This is a genomic window from Mycolicibacterium sp. MU0053, from assembly GCF_963378095.1.
Lineage (GTDB): Bacteria > Actinomycetota > Actinomycetes > Mycobacteriales > Mycobacteriaceae > Mycobacterium > Mycobacterium burgundiense.
The window spans coordinates 258,067-275,146 of record NZ_OY726397.1; the positions used below are offsets into that span (position 1 = coordinate 258,067).

16 protein-coding genes are annotated in these 17,080 nt (G+C 69.1%); 14 read left to right on the forward strand and 2 right to left on the reverse strand.

The features are described 5' to 3' along the window. Positions 1 to 173: 173 nt before the first annotated feature. The 7 genes from RCP80_RS01165 to RCP80_RS01195 all read left to right on the forward strand — a co-directional run bounded on the left by RCP80_RS01165 (position 174) and on the right by RCP80_RS01195 (position 7,726). A complete protein-coding gene (locus tag RCP80_RS01165) occupies positions 174 to 773 on the forward strand; it encodes an LppA family lipoprotein (protein ID WP_308480599.1) in 600 nt (199 codons plus the stop codon). A gap of 19 nt (positions 774 to 792) precedes the next feature. After that, entirely contained in the window at positions 793 to 2,613 is a 1,821-nt protein-coding gene (locus RCP80_RS01170) for an alpha/beta hydrolase (RefSeq protein ID WP_308480600.1), read from the forward strand. Between the two features lie 60 nt (positions 2,614 to 2,673). After that, positions 2,674 to 3,123, forward strand: a complete 450-nt coding sequence (locus tag RCP80_RS01175; protein WP_308480601.1) for a hypothetical protein — start codon at positions 2,674 to 2,676, stop codon at positions 3,121 to 3,123. A 108-nt stretch (positions 3,124 to 3,231) separates the two neighbouring features. Beyond that, complete coding sequence (locus RCP80_RS01180; RefSeq protein ID WP_308480602.1) at positions 3,232 to 4,497, forward strand: aspartate kinase; 1,266 nt, start codon at positions 3,232 to 3,234, stop codon at positions 4,495 to 4,497. A 6-nt stretch (positions 4,498 to 4,503) separates the two neighbouring features. After that, positions 4,504 to 5,550, forward strand: a complete 1,047-nt coding sequence (locus RCP80_RS01185; RefSeq protein WP_308480603.1) for an aspartate-semialdehyde dehydrogenase — start codon at positions 4,504 to 4,506, stop codon at positions 5,548 to 5,550. Between the two features lie 81 nt (positions 5,551 to 5,631). After that, complete coding sequence (locus RCP80_RS01190) at positions 5,632 to 6,726, forward strand: DUF4185 domain-containing protein (protein WP_373693497.1); 1,095 nt, start codon at positions 5,632 to 5,634, stop codon at positions 6,724 to 6,726. A 601-nt stretch (positions 6,727 to 7,327) separates the two neighbouring features. Continuing rightward, positions 7,328 to 7,726: a hypothetical protein gene (locus tag RCP80_RS01195; RefSeq protein WP_308480605.1), complete on the forward strand. Its 399-nt coding sequence runs from the start codon at positions 7,328 to 7,330 to the stop codon at positions 7,724 to 7,726. A gap of 14 nt (positions 7,727 to 7,740) precedes the next feature. Here the strand turns inward: RCP80_RS01195 and RCP80_RS01200 are convergent, their stop codons facing one another. Both RCP80_RS01200 and RCP80_RS01205 read right to left on the reverse strand, forming a co-directional pair. After that, the gene (locus RCP80_RS01200) at positions 7,741 to 8,223 is read right to left on the reverse strand and encodes a hypothetical protein (RefSeq protein WP_308480607.1); all 483 of its coding nucleotides are present in this window, start codon (positions 8,221 to 8,223) and stop codon (positions 7,741 to 7,743) included. Next, positions 8,220 to 10,628, reverse strand: a complete 2,409-nt coding sequence (locus RCP80_RS01205) for a molybdopterin oxidoreductase family protein (protein WP_308480608.1) — start codon at positions 10,626 to 10,628, stop codon at positions 8,220 to 8,222. Before RCP80_RS01205 ends, RCP80_RS01200 begins: the two co-directional genes overlap by 4 nt. A gap of 137 nt (positions 10,629 to 10,765) precedes the next feature. On the opposite strand from RCP80_RS01205, the gene RCP80_RS01210 reads away from it, so the two are divergent. The 7 genes from RCP80_RS01210 (at position 10,766) to egtD (ending at position 17,060) form a co-directional block, all read left to right on the forward strand. Next, a complete protein-coding gene (locus RCP80_RS01210) occupies positions 10,766 to 11,593 on the forward strand; it encodes an LLM class F420-dependent oxidoreductase (RefSeq protein ID WP_308480610.1) in 828 nt (275 codons plus the stop codon). 90 nt (positions 11,594 to 11,683) lie between these two features. Further along, complete coding sequence (locus tag RCP80_RS01215; RefSeq protein ID WP_308480611.1) at positions 11,684 to 12,112, forward strand: organic hydroperoxide resistance protein; 429 nt, start codon at positions 11,684 to 11,686, stop codon at positions 12,110 to 12,112. A gap of 3 nt (positions 12,113 to 12,115) precedes the next feature. Further along, positions 12,116 to 12,775 (forward strand): sensor domain-containing protein, encoded by a 660-nt coding sequence (locus RCP80_RS01220; RefSeq protein ID WP_373693428.1) that lies wholly within the window; start codon positions 12,116 to 12,118, stop codon positions 12,773 to 12,775. Between the two features lie 73 nt (positions 12,776 to 12,848). Further along, positions 12,849 to 14,129: an ergothioneine biosynthesis glutamate--cysteine ligase EgtA gene (egtA, locus tag RCP80_RS01225; RefSeq protein WP_308480612.1), complete on the forward strand. Its 1,281-nt coding sequence runs from the start codon at positions 12,849 to 12,851 to the stop codon at positions 14,127 to 14,129. Next, positions 14,126 to 15,397, forward strand: a complete 1,272-nt coding sequence (gene egtB / locus RCP80_RS01230; protein WP_308480613.1) for an ergothioneine biosynthesis protein EgtB — start codon at positions 14,126 to 14,128, stop codon at positions 15,395 to 15,397. Before egtA ends, egtB begins: the two co-directional genes overlap by 4 nt. Further along, complete coding sequence (gene egtC / locus RCP80_RS01235; RefSeq protein ID WP_308480614.1) at positions 15,397 to 16,098, forward strand: ergothioneine biosynthesis protein EgtC; 702 nt, start codon at positions 15,397 to 15,399, stop codon at positions 16,096 to 16,098. Before egtB ends, egtC begins: the two co-directional genes overlap by 1 nt. Then, complete coding sequence (gene egtD / locus RCP80_RS01240) at positions 16,095 to 17,060, forward strand: L-histidine N(alpha)-methyltransferase (RefSeq protein WP_308480615.1); 966 nt, start codon at positions 16,095 to 16,097, stop codon at positions 17,058 to 17,060. Before egtC ends, egtD begins: the two co-directional genes overlap by 4 nt. Positions 17,061 to 17,080 lie beyond the last annotated feature (20 nt).

The following is a 17,080-nucleotide window of genomic DNA, read 5'->3' on the forward strand; positions in this document are numbered from 1 at the left end:
CAAAACCCGGTGGAAAGCCCGGCACCGGCGGCGACCGGTCGGAAGCACGGGCGCGCCGGCAGCGCCATTCCGGAGCCCGCCGTCGTTGCTCGGCATTTTTCCGCATCGAAGCTTGGTCGGAGGTCGATAGGATTTCGGGACGGTCGGCAGATGCCGGTGCAGAAGGGGGCGGGGTGGGTCGGAAGCGCAGCGCGACACGTCGGCCGGCCGTCGGGGTTCGGGTCCTGGCCGCCGTACTGGCCCTGGCGGTAGTGGGCGGCTGCCAGCAGCCGTCGTCCCGCCCGGAGATCTCGTTCGAGGAGAAGGCACCCACGATGGATCAGGCGCAGCTGCCGACGCTCAGGCAAACCCAGGCCCAGTTGCTCGAGTTGATCTTCGCGATCGAACGCGAGATCTCGCAGCTGGTGCCCGCCCTCAAGCCGTGGTGGTGGAACAACAAATACAGCACGCTGCGGTGCCCGGACGGGGAAAAAGGGATGGGGCTGGCGTTCCCCAGCCTGGTTTCCCGGCACGGCCTGTCGGATGCCGAGTGGGAGCTGCTCTATCCGGTGGTGCGACGGCTTGCCGCCGAGGCCGGGCTGACCTCGGCCGGCGCTTTCCAAAACAAGGCGGGCAACCACGATGTCCGGATCCACAGCGGCGACGGGCGGATGTTGATGTTCGGCAGCCGCGAGGCCACGCAGCTCACCGCCGACATCTCGTGCCGGCGTACTGACGACGGGCCGGTCTGGGTGGGCAACGAGATCCCGATGCCGCCGAACCCGCAGCCCTGACGCTGGCGAGGATCGGCACATGACGATGTGGCTCAGCCAGATCGAATCCTGGGACGTCGGGTCGTTGCGCACCATCGCCGACGAGCTCACCACCGAACTCGGGTCCGCCCGCCGCGCCGCCGATCAGCTCGGGCAGGTGGCGCTGCTGCCGGGCTGGGAATCACCGGCCGCCGATGTCGCCCGGGAGCGGGTGCGCACGGCCAGAGCGCATGTGCTCGACGACGCCGCGGTGCTCGGCGCGGTGCAGCAGTTGGCCGAGGAGACCGCCGCGGCGGTGACCAAGCTGCAGAACGATCTGGCCGCGATACGTGACGAGGTCGCGGCCTCCGACGGGTATCTGCGGTTGTCGGACTCCGGGCGCGTCACCATCATCGGCACCGCCAAGGAGATCGAACAGTGGCAGGGCAAAGCCGACGACATCGAGGCGCGCGCCCAGGCGCTGCTGCGACTCGCCGACGACATCGATGCCGACGGCCGGGAGGTGTTCGGCAACATCGAGGCCGGGAAGGTCACCGCCGCCGGTGCCCCGGATTACGACAGCGCCTACCGCGCCGGTGAGCAGCAGTCCGGGCTGTCGGCCCCCTACCCGCCCGAGGGGGACGGCACGCAGCCCCGCGACGTCACCGCGTGGTGGAATTCGTTGACGCCGGAGGAACAGGCGAAAGTCCAACTCGAGCACCCGGATTGGCTCGACCGCGACGGGGTGCCCGCCCCGATCCGGCACGGGACGAACCTGCCGGCGATGGAACGGGATCTGGCCGCGGCGCAGGCAGCGTTGGACGCCCATCCCAGCTTCGAGCAGTTCCGCGCCGCGCGTCCCGACCTCTCGGAAGAAGCGGCTCGGGCTGCGCATTCCACCTTGGTGTTGCCGGAAACCGAGCGGCTCAACGAGATCCGCGGCGTGCACACCGCCCTGCTCATGGACCCCGACCGCCCCGAACTCGGGTTTGACCCCGACAAGTTCCTGATGCACTACGAGCCCGGCGAACACGAGGTCCTCGCGGTCATCGCCACCGGAAACCCCGACGAGGCCACCCACGTCACGGTCGCCACCCCCGGGATGAACACCCACGCCGACAGCTTGCCGGCCATGGTCGGTGAGGCCGGGGCCCTCAAGACCGAGATGGAGCGCCAGTTGAACATGGCGGGCAAGTTCGGGGAGTCGGTGTCGACGATCGCCTGGTTCGGTTACGACCCGCCCGACACCAGCGACCTGAGCGTGTTCGGCGCGGCGAGCGAGGACCGCGCCAACGCCGGCGCCGTCGATTTGGCCAGCTTCTACCGCGGGATCAACGCCACCAACGTGCACGGGTCCGACGTGCACCTGTCGGCGTTCGGGCACTCCTACGGTTCCACGACCACCGCGCAGGCGCTCAACGAACTCGGCGAGAAGGGCGTCGTCGACGACGCGGTGTTCTACGGCTCGCCCGGGCTGGGCCACGCCAACGAGAAAATCCTCGGGGTTTTCGGCACCTTCATCAACGACGAGGACGACCTGTTCCTCGACCAGGGCCGCGGGTATGTGATGTCGGCCGACCAGGACTGGGTGTCGCAGGGCGGGACGCTGGGTGGGGTCCCGCTGCCCGGCCTGGCCGACGTCGGCACCCACGGGCCCAGAACGACCACGTTGCCGCTGGAACAGCTCAGCACCGCGGCCACCACCACTCCAGACGGGGTGGCCCGCGACGGTGCGGTGGGGCATTCGGAGTATCCGCGCACCTTCGAGGTGCAGCGCCCCGACGGCACCCAAGAGCAGCTCCTCCGCACCACCGGCTACAACCTGGCGATCGTCGGAGCGGGGTTGGCCGACGAACCCGATGACCTCTTGGTCCGCAAGTAGCGGCGGCCCCGCGACGGTTGCGGCGGCCACCGGCCGATACCCCGGCTACAGTTTCCGACGATGGGCTTCAAACGGCGCGTGTGGATATATCTCGCAGTGGTGGTGCTGGCGGTCGGCGCGCTGGTGTTGTCCGAGACGGTCTTCAACCAGACTTCCGAAGAATGCGTTCCGGTCCGTGAGCTGCTGGAGTTCAACCAGGCCCAGGCGAAGGAAATCGAGGAGCTCGAGGAAACCTCCGGGACCGATGCCGGCGTCATCGAATACCAGGAATGGGCCGACGGGTTGGCCCAGCGCGCCGGGAAGGTCACCGACCCCGAGCTGGTCTCCAGCGCGATCCGGGTGGCCCAACTCGCATCGCAGTTCGCCACCAAACTCCCCCAGCTGCGCGCCGAGACCGGCGAGGGCGCGGCCACCGGGCAGAAGACCCCGCCGATCGTCTACGAGATGTACTTGGTGAACGCGCAAATCACCGAGGAGATCAACAAATTGCTCCAGGCTTGCCCCGACTGAAACGGGCCGCCGCTCACGGGGCCCGGAAACCGCGTGCGTGTCTCCCCTATCCTTGACATGGCCGAATATTCGGGAATTGCCCGGAAAAACGTTCCGAAAGGGTTGACAGTGGCGCTCGTCGTGCAGAAATACGGCGGATCCTCGGTGAGTGACGCCGAGCGTATCCGGCGCGTCGCCGAGCGCATCGTCGAGACCAAGAAGGCCGGCCACGACGTCGTAGTGGTGGCCTCGGCCATGGGTGACACCACCGACGACCTGCTTGACCTCGCCCAACAGGTGTGCCCGTCGCCGCCGGCCCGCGAACTCGACATGCTGCTGACCGCCGGCGAACGCATCTCCAACGCGCTGCTGGCCATGGCGATCGAATCGATGGGGGCCAACGCGCGGTCGTTCACCGGATCGCAGGCCGGTGTCATCACGACCGGCACCCACGGCAACGCCAAGATCATGGATGTCACGCCGGGACGGCTGCGCACGGCCCTCGACGAGGGTCAGATCGTGCTGGTGGCCGGCTTCCAGGGCGTGAGCCAGGACACCAAGGACGTCACCACGCTGGGCCGGGGCGGCTCCGACACCACCGCGGTCGCCGTCGCCGCCGCCCTCGGCGCCGACGTGTGCGAGATCTACACCGACGTCGACGGCGTCTACACCGCCGACCCGCGCATCGTGCCGGACGCGCGCCGCCTCGAGACCATCTCGTTCGAGGAGATGCTCGAGATGGCCGCGGCCGGCACCAAGGTGCTCATGCTGCGCTGCGTGGAATACGCCAAGCGCTACAACCTGCCGATCCATGTCCGCTCCTCGTACACGGACAAGCCCGGCACCCTCGTCAAAGGATCGATGGAGGACATCCCCATGGAAGACGCCATCCTCACCGGAGTCGCGCACGACCGCAGCGAGGCCAAGGTCACCGTGACCGGCGTCCCCGACGTGCCGGGCTACGCCGCGCAGGTGTTCCGCGCGCTGGCCGACGTCGACGTCAACATCGACATGGTGTTGCAGAACATCTCGAAGGTCGAGGACGGCAAGACCGACATCACCTTCACCTGCTCGCGGGAGAGCGCACCCAGGGCGGTCGAGAAGCTGACCTCGCTGCAGGACAAGATCGGGTTCACCCGGGTGCTCTTCGACGACCTGATCGGCAAGGTGTCGCTGATCGGCGCCGGCATGCGCAGCCACCCGGGCGTGACCGCGACATTCTGTGAGGCGCTGGCCGAGGCCGGTATCAACATCGATCTGATCTCGACCTCCGAGATCCGGATCTCGGTGTTGATCAAGGACACGGAACTGGACCGGGCCGTCGCCGCGTTGCACGAGGCATTCAATCTGGGCGGCGAGGAGCAGGCCGTCGTCTACGCAGGAACAGGACGGTAGCGGGTCATGGTGAACATCGGTGTCGTCGGCGCGACCGGCCAGGTCGGCCAGGTCATGCGCGCAATGCTGGAGCAGCGCGACTTCCCGGCGACCAGCGTCCGGTTCTTCGCCTCCGCACGGTCCCAGGGCAAGAAGCTGCCGTTCCGCGGCCAGGAGATCGAGGTCGAGGACGCCGCGACCGCCGATCCCAGTGGTCTGGACATCGCGCTGTTCTCCGCGGGTGCCACCATGTCGCGGGTACAGGCGCCGCGGTTCGCCGCCGCCGGCGCGATCGTCGTCGACAACTCCTCGGCCTGGCGCAAGGATCCCGAGGTCCCGCTGGTGGTCAGCGAGGTCAACTTCGACTCCGAGGTTGCCGGCCGCGCCCGGTCGCTGCCCAAGGGCATCATCGCCAACCCGAACTGCACCACCATGGCCGCGATGCCGGCGCTGAAGGTGCTGCACGACGAGGCGCAGCTGGTCCGGATGATCGCCTCGACGTATCAGGCGGTCTCCGGTAGCGGGCTGGCCGGCGTGGCGGAACTCGCCGGGCAGGCGCGCGCGGTCATCGCCGGCGTGGAGCAGTTGGTGAGCGACGGTTCGGCGCTGGACTATCCGGCGCCCAACACCTATGTGGCGCCGATCGCGTTCAACGTGGTGCCGCTGGCCGGCGCGCTGGTCGACGACGACTCCGGCGAGACCGACGAGGATCAGAAGCTGCGCAACGAGAGCCGCAAGATCCTGGGCATCCCGGAGCTGGCGGTGTCGGGTACCTGCGTGCGGGTGCCGGTGTTCACCGGCCACTCGCTGTCGATCAATGCCGAGTTCGCGAGGCCGATTTCGGTGCAGCGCGCCGAGGAACTGCTGGCGTCGGCGGCCGGGGTGAAGCTGGTCGATGTGCCGACGCCGCTGGCGGCCGCGGGCATCGACGACGCGCTGGTGGGACGCGTCCGCCAGGATCCGGGCGTGCCGGACGGCCGCGGGCTGGCGCTGTTCATCTCGAGCGACAACCTGCGTAAGGGCGCGGCGCTCAACACGATTCAGATTGCCGAGCTGCTCATCGCCCAACTCTGACCCGCACCAATGCGCCGAAACGTGAGTTTGGGCCGCAAAGTGCGAGTGGGTTTCGGCATTCTGGCAATCTCGGCGCTGTGGTTGGCCGTGGTGTGCGCGCCGGGCGCGCATGCGACTCCTGATGTTCCGGTGCAGCCGCTGCAGCCCGGGCAGGTGATCCGTGTCGGTCCCATCGCCGGCACCGGGACGCCGACGCGCGATTACGGGATCGGCGCGACCGACCTGTGCGAATTCATGGAGTTCCCCACCGAACTGCTGCAGGTGTGCGGCGACAGCTTCGCCGGTCAGGGCGTGGGGTTGGGTCGGTGGTTCTCGCCGATTGCGATGCATGTGGACCGCGCGTCACTGGATGCCCCGGAGGGGATCCGCTACACCGGCGTCACCGGCGTGGACCAACCGCTACTGGCCGAGCCGACGCGGCCGGGCTTCTCGCAGTTGCCGTCGGGGGTGGTCGAGATCAACCGGCAGAATTACCTGCTGATCACCACCACGCACCGGTTGGTCCCGCAAGGGTCGCGGCTGGTGAAAGCCGAAGCCGCACAACACGGTTGGCAGACCGTCCCGGGCTCACAGCGCCCGGCCGACTACGCGGCGGGCCGGCAATCCCAAGTCAGCGGCTACTACGACCCGATCCCCACCGCGGACTCCGTCACGGGCTGGGTGTACATCGTCGCCAACAGTTTCGACCGCAGCGCCCCGGTGTCGCTGTATCGCGTGCCGCCGGCGGACTTCACCGACCGCGCCAAGTGGCAGGGCTGGTCGGGGTTACCGGGCGCCGACGGCGGCTGGGGTAAGCCCCCGACCCCACTGTGGCCCGATCTGGTGGGCGAGATGAGCATCCGGCAGATCGACGGCAAGACCGTGCTGTCCTACTTCAACGCCAGCACCGGCAACATGGAGGTGCGGGTCGCCGACAATCCGACGCAGTTGGGCAGCGCACCGGTGACCACCGTGGTGCGCGCCGACGTCTGGCCCGAACCGGCCGAACACCTGCCGGCGCCGGAGGACAACCGGCTGGCCCAGCCCTATGGCGGCTACCTTTCGCCGGCGTCGAGCCTCGAGGACGTCCGGGTGTTCGTCAGCCAGTGGAACACCGAGTCGCGGGACCGCTCGCCGTATCGGGTCATCCAGTTCGCGGTGCACCCGTTCAAGCCCTGGTCGGGCGGGTTTTTTTAGCCGTGCGTGACGGCGAGGCTCGCCGCAGTACATTCCGCAGCGCGATGCCGCGGAATTCACCAGTAACACGCGTTCGAGTGGGATTCCCCACGAGAGCTGCGGGCGTGTGCCCATGTGATATCCGGTTGCCACCGAAGTTTCTGCTTCGTATACCCACTGTGTGTCCAGAACGCGGTGTTCCCGGTCCAGTAGTAGTGCGAATGCGATTTGCCGTCGCACCGTGCATGCGCCGATGCCGGGCTCGCCACAACACCCACGTTCACGCCGACAAGCAGGCCTACCAAAACGACGCTCCCCGATGCCCGTGCCATCGCTACCCGCAACGAGCCACCCAGTTTCGGATGATGTGTGATGTTCATGGTCTTCGCCCTTTCCGTTGTTTGCTGGGAAGGAAAGCGTCGCTCAATGAGCGCCGCTCGACATGAGTAGTTGACTACGTGCAAATCGAGGCGCACCCCGGCCGCGCGCGCAGCTTCGCCGTTGAATACCTGGGGGCGTAGCCGGAACCGCACTTGCGCCGCTGGGGGCTACCCGTGCTTCACAGCGAATTCATAACCCCAACCCAGTCGAGGCATCGTCTGCGCCAGGGATCATGGTCGCTATGAGTGAAACCCCCGAACACGCCAACGAACCCACGGGTCCGCTGGACCCCGCGTCGCCACCTCGCCCACGCCCGCCGCAACCAGTCGTGGCGGCGGACCACCACCGACCCAACCGGCTCTACCAGGTCGCGGCGTGGGTCGCGATCGTGGCCGGTGTGCTGGTCATTGCCGGGACCGTCTTCTTCGCCGGCTTTGTTCTCGGCAGGGCCTCCGACGGCGGACACGGGCACTTTCGGCACCACCCGGGGATGATGATGCAGGACCGGGGCGGGCCGATGGCGCCGCCGATGCTGCGCCCGGACGGCGTCCGCGAAGGCCACATGTGGCCCGGGCCCGGAAACGCTCCCGGCGACCCGGCGCCCGGCGCAGGACCGAGCACCACCGCGCCGGGCCGCTGAGCGCACCCCGCACCTCAGGTGCTCAGAGCCTGGGGCGAAAGCTCCTTCAGCATCGCGTTGGACCACCGCATCTGACGCAGCGACTGCGGGTGGCAGCGTGCGGTCAGCGCCAACAACTCGTGGTTCTTGGTGGCCTGGGCGGCCTGACCGAGAAGCTCCCAATCCAGGGACACTCCCGCAGCCGCCCGGTGGATCCGGCGCAGATCGGCCAGTAACAACAGGGCCGGTTCCGGACGCCGACGCAACGCCGCGCTGATCCGCTCGGTGAATCCGGGGCTCAACCACAACCGGCGTCGGCGCGCCGACAAGCGCAGCCCGTAGTGGCGGCCGTGGTCGGCCAGTTCCTTGACGTGGTCGTCCGACCATGCCGCCAGGTCCTGGGCGAGATGGCTGATGTCCTGGTCGCTGTGATGGCGCGCGGCGGTGGCGCGCAACGCACGCGCCAGCACCCGCTCGCTGCGGTGCAACTCGGCGATGGCCAGGGCGACCTTGCTCATGATCCGTCGGTCCCCTCGACATCCTCGATCACCGCGGCCGTCGGGCCGCCGACGGGACCCGGTGCCGGTCCCCGCCCGGGCCCGACTCTGCGCAGTGCGGCCGCCGCAGTCTTGAACACCGGCTGCTTGGACACCGGATCCCAATCGGTGAGCGTGAGTTCGTTGGCGGCCCGGTGATGTCCACCCGCCTGGGAAGGACGGTCCCAGTAACCGTAGTGGAACGGCAGAAAGACCACGCCGGAACGGATTTCGGTGATCCGTGCCGCCGCCAGGACGCAACCGCGCGGAGTGCGAATCTCCACCAGATCGCTAGCGGCGATCCCGAGCCGCCGAGCATCGGCGCCTGAGATCTCGACCCAGACCTGCGGGGCGGCGGCGTTGAGTTCCGGTGTTCGGCCGGTCTTGGTGCGGGTGTGGAAGTGATACACGGTGCGCCCGGTGATCAGCGCAAACGGATACTCCGAAGACGGCCGCTCATGCGCCGGGACGTACTCGGCGGCCTTGATGATCGCCTTGCCGTGCGGATTCATCGCGCGGTATTCGGTGGGTTCCAACGGGGCCCCGGTGATCAGGTCCTTGCCGTAGGCCTCGCAGTAGTCCGGTGCGGCCCAGAACTTTCCGTCGGCATACAACCGTTCGGTACCGTCGGGATGTTCGTCGTTGCAGGGCCATTGGATGCCGCTGCCGCCGCGCAACTTTTCATAGCTCAGTCCGGTGTAGTCGCAGGGACGCCCCGCACTGCAGCGCTTCCACGCCTCGAAAGCCTCCTCTGCGCTGTTCCAGGCCGGTAGTGGGCCGCCGTCCTTGTCGCGAAAATCCATCCGGCGCGCGTAGTCCAGGAAGATCTCCAGATCGCTGCGCGCTTGACCCGGCGGGTCGATCGCCTGCTCCGAAATGTGCACGGTGCGATCGGTATTGGTGAAGGTGCCGGTCTTCTCGGCCCATGCCGCGGCGGGCAGCACCACATCGGCGAGTTCAGCGGTCTCGGTCAAGAAGATGTCCTGCACCACCAGGAACAGTCGCGGTTGGGCCAGGATGCGCCGGATCCGGGACAGTTCCGGAAGTGACACCGCGGGGTTCGTCGCGGTCACCCACAGCATGCGCAGCGTGCCCTCCTCGGCGTAACGCAGCATCTGCATGCAGTGCGTCGGCGGGCCGTAGTGCGGGATCTGGAGCGGCTCGAGGTTCCACAGCTCGGCCAGTTCCGCGATGTGGGAGTCATTGGCCCAATTCCGGAATCCCGCCAGGTCGCCATCGGCGCCGCATTCCCGGGTGTTCTCGGCGGTGGGCTGGCCGTTCATCTGCAGGATTCCACACCCGGGTTTGCCGAGCATCCCGCGCACCAGATGCACGTTGTTCACCTGGACGGCAGCGGCGGTGGCCTGGTGTGATTGGTAGAACCCCTGCAACACCGTCGAGAGCAACCGCTCGGCGGTGCCGATGATCTCGGCGGCGCGTTGTAGCTCGGCGGCCTCGATCCGGCAGATCCGCGCGACGCGCTCGGGCGGGAATTCCGCTACCCGCTTGCGCAGTTCGTGGTAGCCGACGGTGTGCGCCTCGACGTAGGCATGGTCCACCCAGTCGTGGCGAAGGATCTCGTGGAGCAGCCCGTTCATCAGAGCGACGTTGGTGCCGGGCAGCGGCGCCAGATGGACGGTGGCGCGCGCAGCGACGGGCGTGGGCCGCGGATCCACACAGACGATCGCCGGCGGATCGGTGCCCGCCAACCGGTCGAGCATGCGCATCCACAGCACGGTCTGTGTTTCGGCGACGTTGTGTCCGTAGAGCGCAATGACGTCGGCGTGGTCGACGTCGGCGTAGGAACCGGGTTGGCCGTCGCAGCCGAACGACTCTTTCAGTGCCTCGCCCGCGGTGGCGGTGCACAGCCGGGTATTGCCGTCGACGTGGTTGGTGCCGATCGCCCCGTGCGCGATGACACCCTGGGTGTAGTACTCCTCGAGGAACAACTGCCCAGAGGTGTAGAAGCCGATCGAGCTGGGCCCGTGCTCGCTCAGCAACCGTCGGCTGTGACCGACGATGTCGTTCATCGCGGTGTCCCAGTCGGATTCGACCAGCCGCCCGTCGCGGCGCACCAAGGGAGTGGTCAACCGGTCGCGCGCGGCGTTGGCCTGCCAGCCGAACAGGTCCTTCACGTCCACGCGGCCGTGGTTCACTCGGTCCACAGCGCGACCACGCACACCGACGATGCGGCCGTCGCGGACCGCGATGTCGATCCCGTCACCATTGGAATGCAGCACCGCCGCCGATTGCACCCACCGCTGCACCTGGTCCGGTCGGACGCCCTCCTGCAGATGGGTGTCGACCCGCTGCGGCCAGGTCTCACCTCTGCCATAGGGCGTTCGGCTGCCCCACGGTTCAACGATGCCGTCTCTGGTTTCCGTCATGCTGTTCCCACCGTGCGCTCGGATACCCGTGGCCCGGAATCACGAAACGCGGGATTAGCCTGGGTCCGGCGGGCGTTGCATCGTCGAGCACGCTGGCGGCCGCCACGGCAGACCACAGAACAGATGCGGGTGCACCCATGAAGTTCGGAATCTCCACGTTCGTCGCCGACGACGGAATCGACCCGGTATCGCTGGCCCGCGCGATCGAGGAGCGAGGCTTCACGGCGCTGTCGGTCGCCGAGCACACCCAGATCCCGGCGCGGCGGGAGTCGCCGTTCCCGGGCGGCGGCGAGATGCCCGCGAAGTACTACCGCAGCCTGGATCCGTTCGTCACGCTCGCGGCCGCGGCGGCGGTGACCTCCACGATCGAACTGATCACCGGCGTCGCGCTGCTCATCCAGCGCGACCCGATCATCACGGCGAAGGAGGCCGCCAGCATCGACCTGGTCTCCGGCGGCCGGTTCGTCCTCGGTGTGGGCGCCGGCTGGAACCTCGAGGAGATGCGCCAGCACGGCACGAATCCGAAGACGCGGGGTGCGCTCCTGGATGAACGGATCGAGGCGATCAAGGCGCTGTGGACCACCGAACCCGCCGAATATCACGGCAAGCACGTCGATTTCGAGCCGCTCTACATGCGGCCCAAGCCGGTCCGGCAACCACATCCGCCGATCTTCATCGGCGGTGGTTCCGACGCCACGGTCCGGCGGGTGATTCGCCATGGTGCCGGTTGGATTTCCAATCCGTTGCCGCCCGAGCGACTGGCCACGCTCATCGACGCGATGCGCGACGGCAGCGGTGGCGACGTGCCACTGGCCATGTTCGGCGCGCCGATCGATCCCGAATATTGGCGTGCCGCAGAGGAACTCGGATTCGATCAGCTGGGCCTGATGTTGCCGACCGTACCGCGGGATGAATCGCTGCGGCTGCTCGACGACTACGCCGCGCGGGTCGCGCAGTACCGCTGAGCGATCCCCCGCGGGGCCCTGCCACCGGACGTCGCGGCTGGCATGATCGGAAGCGGACACTCGTCGTCGACCACGAACAGGAGTGCACGCATGAGCATCGATGTCGTTTACACCGCGGAATCCACCGCGTCCGGCGGCGGGCGGGACGGCCACGTCAGATCCACCGACGGACAGATCGACCTGGACACCCGCGCGCCCAAGGAGATGGGCGGCAGCGGCGAGGGCGTCAACCCCGAACTGCTGTTCGCCGCGGGCTATGCGGCCTGCTTCCTGAGCGCGCTGCGCCTGGTGGCCAAGGGCGAGAAGGTCGCGCTCGACGATGCCAGCGGCATCACCGCCCGGATCGGCATCGGCAAGGACGCCGAGGGTGGCTTCGGGCTGACCGCCGAGCTGGTCGGCTACCTGCCCGGCCTGGAGCAGCAGCACGCCGACGAGCTGATGCGCAAGGCCCACGGCGTGTGTCCGTACTCCAAGGCCACCCGGGGCAACTTCGACGTCACGCTGCTGGCCAAGGTCTGATCGGTGCGGACCACCCTCCGGCGCGCCCTGACTCTGACCCTGGCCCCGGCGCTCGCGCTCGCCCTCACCCCGGCGGTGGCCGCGCACGCGCGCCCCTCCGATCCGGGCGTGGTGAACTACGCGGTCCTGGGCAAGGGATCGGTGAGCAACATCGTGGGCGGACCGATCCGGACCGAGTCGGTGTTCGGTGCGCCGTTCCAGGCCTTCTCCGTGGACGTCCCGGCCTGCAACAACTGGGCCGACATCGGCCTGCCCGAGGTCTACAACGACCCCGACCTCGCCTCGTTCAACGGCGCGACCGCGCAGACCTCGCCGACCGACGAGACCCACTTCGTCAAACAGGCCCTCGGTGTCTTCGCCAACTCGGACGCGGCGAATCGGGCCTACCACCGCGTCGTCGACCGCAGCGCCGGCTGCGACGGCCAGACCGCCACCATGCGACTGGACAACGGCGCGGTGCAGGTGTGGACCTTCAACGGGGCCACCGCGGGCGCCGCGGACACTGCCTGGGTCAAGCAGCTCGCCGGCGCCGATCGTCGCTGCTTCGTCCAAACCAGGCTGCGGGAGAACGTCGTGTTGCAGGCCAAGGTGTGCCAATCCGGCAACGCCGGCCCGGCCGTGAACGTGCTGGCCGGGGCCATGCAGAACAGCCTGGGCCAATAATTCGGGAAGCCCGCGCCCAGCTTTCCGTCGATAATGGCGGGCGCTTGTCGGTGCCATCGTCGAGGATGGACCCATGACGTTCGTCGTCGCACCGCCCGGCGAGGCACGCGACCGGCACGACGCATACGAGCTTGTGGGGTCGGCCGAGGCCGCGCAGTACATCAGCGCGGCCAGCCTCGTCGACGGGCAGGTCGGTCGGGTCGGCCTGGAGACCGAGGCGCACTGCATCGACCTGTCCGATCCGCAGCGCCGGCCGTCCTGGTCCGAGATCGGCGCCGTGATCGCCGACATCGGTCCGCTGCCGGGCCGAAGCCGGATCACCCTCGAACCGGGCGGGGCCGTGGAACTGTCCGGACCGCCGGCCGACGGACCGGTGGCCGCGATCGCCGCGATGAGCGCCGACCGCGCGGTGTTGCACGCGGCGTTCGCCGAGGCCGGGCTGGGCTTGCTGTTGCTGGGCGCGGACCCGTTGCGTCGCCCGCAGCGGATCAACCCGGGCGACCGCTACGCGGCCATGGAGCAGTTCTTCGCGGCCAGCGGTACCGCGGAGGCCGGCGACGCGATGATGACGTCCACGGCGTCGATCCAGGTCAACCTCGAGGCGGGCCCGCGTGAAGGCTGGGCCGGAAGAGTAAGGCTCGCGCACGCGTTGGGACCGACGATGATCGCGATCGCCGCCAACTCGCCGCTGCTGTCCGGGCGGTTCACCGGCTGGGCCTCCACCCGCCAACAGGTCTGGGGACGGCTGGACTCGGCGCGGTGCGGGCCGGTCCTCGGCGCCAGCGGGGTGGATCCGGCCACCGACTGGGCGCGCTACGCGCTGAAGGCGCCCGTGATGCTGGTGCGCGACCCCGCGGCGGTGCCCGTCGTGGACTGGGTGCCCTTCACCGACTGGGTCGACGGCCGGGTGCTGCTCGGAGGTCGCCGGCCCACCACCGCGGACCTGGACTACCACCTGACGACGCTGTTCCCGCCCGTGCGGCCCCGGGGCTGGCTGGAGATCCGCTATCTGGACGCGGTCCCCGATGCGCTGTGGCCCGCGGTGGTGTTCACCCTGACCACCCTGCTCGACGACCCCGACGCCGCCGCGGTGGCCGCCGAGGCGGTCGCGCCGGTCGCGACCGCCTGGGACACCGCGGCGCGCCTCGGGCTGCGGGACCGGCACATCTACGACGCCGCGGTGGCCTGCGTGGCGGCGGCGGCGGCGCTGGCGCCGCCGGAACTCGCCGGGGCGATGAACCTGCTCGTAGACGCCGTCGACCGCGGCCGCTGCCCTGCCGACGTCTTCGCCGACACCGCCGTCCAGATCGGCATCGGACCCGCCACCGTGGCACTGGCGCAAGGAGACCCGTGAGCACCCACCAGCATCTCGCCGACGGACTCACCCGGGCCCGGGACCGGACCCTGAGCCTGGCGCGCTTCGACGACGACGAACTGCACCGGCAGTACCACCCGTTGATGAGCCCGCTGGTGTGGGACCTCGCCCACATCGCCCAACAGGAGGAACTCTGGCTGCTGCGCGACGGCCGACCGGAGGTGCCGGGGTTGCTGGACCCCGGGATCGAGGGCCTCTACGACGCCTTCGTCCATCCCCGCGCCAGCCGTGCCGACCTGCCGCTGCTGACGCCGCGGCAGGCGCACTCGTATCTGAAGACCGTGCGGGAACAGGTTTTCGACGTTCTCGACCGGCTGCCCGAGGACGACCCGGCCTTCGACTTCGGCCTGGTGATCAGCCACGAGAACCAACACGACGAGACCATGCTACAGGCGCTGAATCTGCGCACGGGCGCGCCGATCCTGCCCGCGGGAGACCCGGTTCCGGGGGCCCGACCCGGAGTGGCCGGCACGTCGGTGCGGGTTCCCGGCGGACCGTTCGTGCTCGGCGTCGACGCCGCCGCGGAACCGCATTCGCTGGACAACGAACGGCCCGCGCACGTCGTCGACGTGCCGGCCTTCCGCATCGGTCGGGTGCCGGTCACCAACGCGGAATGGCAGCAGTTCATCGACGACGGCGGCTATCAGGAACCGCGGTGGTGGACGCCGCGCGGTTGGGCGCACCGCACCGAGGCGGGTCTGCGCGCGCCCCAGTTCTGGAGCGGCGGCCTGCGGACCCGGTTCGGTCACATCGAACCCATCCCCGCCGACGAACCCGTGCAGCACATCACGTATTTCGAGGCGCAGGCCTACGCCGCGTGGGCCGGTGCGCGGCTGCCCACCGAGGTGGAATGGGAGAAGGCCTGCGCGTGGGACCCGCACACCGCGACCCGGCGGCGCTACCCGTGGGGGGACGCAGCACCGGATGCGACGGTCGCCAACCTCGGTGGCGCGGCGCTGCGGCCGGCCCCGGTGGGCGCCTACCCGGGCGGGGCGTCGGCCTACGGGGCCGAGCAGATGCTGGGCGAGGTGTGGGAGTGGACCAGTTCGCCGCTGCGGCCGTGGCCGGGTTTCACCCCGATGGTCTACGAGCGCTACAGCCGGCCCTTCTTCGACGGCGACTACCGCGTGCTGCGCGGCGGGTCGTGGGCCGTCGCCGCCGACATCCTGCGACCGAGCTTCCGCAACTGGGACCATCCGATCCGGCGGCAGATCTTCGCCGGTGTGCGACTGGCCTGGGACAGCTGATGTGTCGGCATCTGGGCTGGCTGGGCGCGCCGGTGTCGGTGCATTCGCTGGTGCTGGAACCGCCCAACGGCCTGCTGGTGCAGTCGTATGCGCCGCGCCGGCAGAAGCACGGGCTGATGAACGCCGACGGCTGGGGCGTCGGGTTCTACTCACCCGACCTGCCCGCGGGCGGGCCGGCCCGGTGGCGCAGCGCCGCCCCGCTGTGGGGCGACGCGTCGTTCGCCTCGGTGGCGCCCGCGTTGTCGAGCGGCTGCGTGGTGGCCGCGGTGCGCTCGGCGACCATCGGCATGCCGATCGAATCCTGCGCCAGTGCCCCGTTCAGCGACGGCCGCTGGCTGTTGTCGCACAACGGGATCGTCGACCGCGCGGTGCTGCCGGCGTCCTCGGCCACCGAGTCGGTGGTCGACAGCGCGGTGCTGGCCGCGCACCTCTTCGCGCGCGGCCTGGACAATCTCGCCGACACCGTCGCGCAGGTCGGTGCCGACGATCCGAATGCGCGGCTGAACATCCTGGCCGCCGACGGCTCCCGCCTGCTGGCGACCACCTGGGGTGACACCCTCTCGGTGCTGCGGCGCCCCGATGGGGTGGTGCTGGCCAGCGAACCCTACGACGATCACCCGGATTGGACCGACGTCCCCGACCGCCACCTCGTCGAGGTTCACGACGGACAGGTGACGCTGACCGCGCTGAAGGGATCATGACGGTGCTGCTCTCCAATCACCTGCCCGCCGACCACGCCGCCCGCGAGCTACGCAACGATGTCCGCGACGGCCTGACCGGAACGCCGAAATCGTTGCCGCCCAAGTGGTTCTACGATGCGGCCGGCAGTGAGCTGTTCGACCGGATCACCCGGCTGCCCGAGTACTATCCCACCCGCACCGAGGCGGCGATCCTCGCCGAACGCGCGGCCGAAATCGCCGCGGTCAGCGGCGCGGACACCCTGGTCGAGCTGGGCAGCGGCACCTCGGAGAAGACCCGCATGCTGCTCGACGCGCTGCGGGCTGCCGGCACGCTGCGGCGCTTCGTCCCCTTCGACGTCGACGCCACGATCCTGGCGCAGGCCGGCGCATCGTTGCAGCAGGCGTATCCGGGACTGGAGATCAACGCCGTCTGCGGCGACTTCGAACGCCACCTCGACGAGATACCCACCGGCGGAACCAGATTGGTCGCCTTCCTGGGCTCGACCATCGGCAACCTCACCCCCGGTCCCCGGTCGGCGTTCCTGGCGGCGGTGGCCGAGAACCTGCGACCCGGCGAGCGGCTGCTGCTGGGCACCGATCTGGTCAAGGACACCGCGCGCCTGCTGCGCGCCTATGACGACAGCGCCGGGGTGACGGCGGCGTTCAACCGCAATGTGCTCGCCGTGATCAATCGCGAGTTGCGCGCCGATTTCGACCTCGCGGCCTTCCGGCACGTCACGCGCTGGAACGCGGCGGCCCGCCGGATCGAGATGTGGCTGCGGGCCGACCGCGCACAGCGGGTTCACATCGCGGAACTGGATCTCGCGGTCGACTTCGCGGCCGACGAAGAACTACTGACCGAGGTGTCCTGCAAGTTCACCGAGGACGGGATCGGCGCCGAACTGGCCGCCGCGGGCCTGACCCGGACCCATTGGTGGACCGATCCGGCCGGGGATTTCGGCTTGTCGCTGGCGGTCAAGTGAGCGAACAGGAGCTGCCGCGG

Bases quoted from the DNA above. Each gene is read 5' to 3' on its own strand.
- RCP80_RS01170 (WP_308480600.1), top strand. From the start codon at position 793: ATGACGATGTGGCTCAGCCAGATCGAATCCTGGGACGTCGGGTCGTTG.
- RCP80_RS01175 (WP_308480601.1), top strand. From the start codon at position 2,674: ATGGGCTTCAAACGGCGCGTGTGGATATATCTCGCAGTGGTGGTGCTG.
- RCP80_RS01185 (WP_308480603.1), top strand. From the start codon at position 4,504: ATGGTGAACATCGGTGTCGTCGGCGCGACCGGCCAGGTCGGCCAGGTC.
- RCP80_RS01195 (WP_308480605.1), top strand. From the start codon at position 7,328: ATGAGTGAAACCCCCGAACACGCCAACGAACCCACGGGTCCGCTGGAC.
- RCP80_RS01200 (WP_308480607.1), bottom strand. From the start codon at position 8,223: ATGAGCAAGGTCGCCCTGGCCATCGCCGAGTTGCACCGCAGCGAGCGG.
- RCP80_RS01205 (WP_308480608.1), bottom strand. From the start codon at position 10,628: ATGACGGAAACCAGAGACGGCATCGTTGAACCGTGGGGCAGCCGAACG.
- RCP80_RS01210 (WP_308480610.1), top strand. From the start codon at position 10,766: ATGAAGTTCGGAATCTCCACGTTCGTCGCCGACGACGGAATCGACCCG.
- RCP80_RS01215 (WP_308480611.1), top strand. From the start codon at position 11,684: ATGAGCATCGATGTCGTTTACACCGCGGAATCCACCGCGTCCGGCGGC.
- egtA (WP_308480612.1), top strand. From the start codon at position 12,849: ATGACGTTCGTCGTCGCACCGCCCGGCGAGGCACGCGACCGGCACGAC.
- egtC (WP_308480614.1), top strand. From the start codon at position 15,397: ATGTGTCGGCATCTGGGCTGGCTGGGCGCGCCGGTGTCGGTGCATTCG.
- egtD (WP_308480615.1), top strand. From the start codon at position 16,095: ATGACGGTGCTGCTCTCCAATCACCTGCCCGCCGACCACGCCGCCCGC.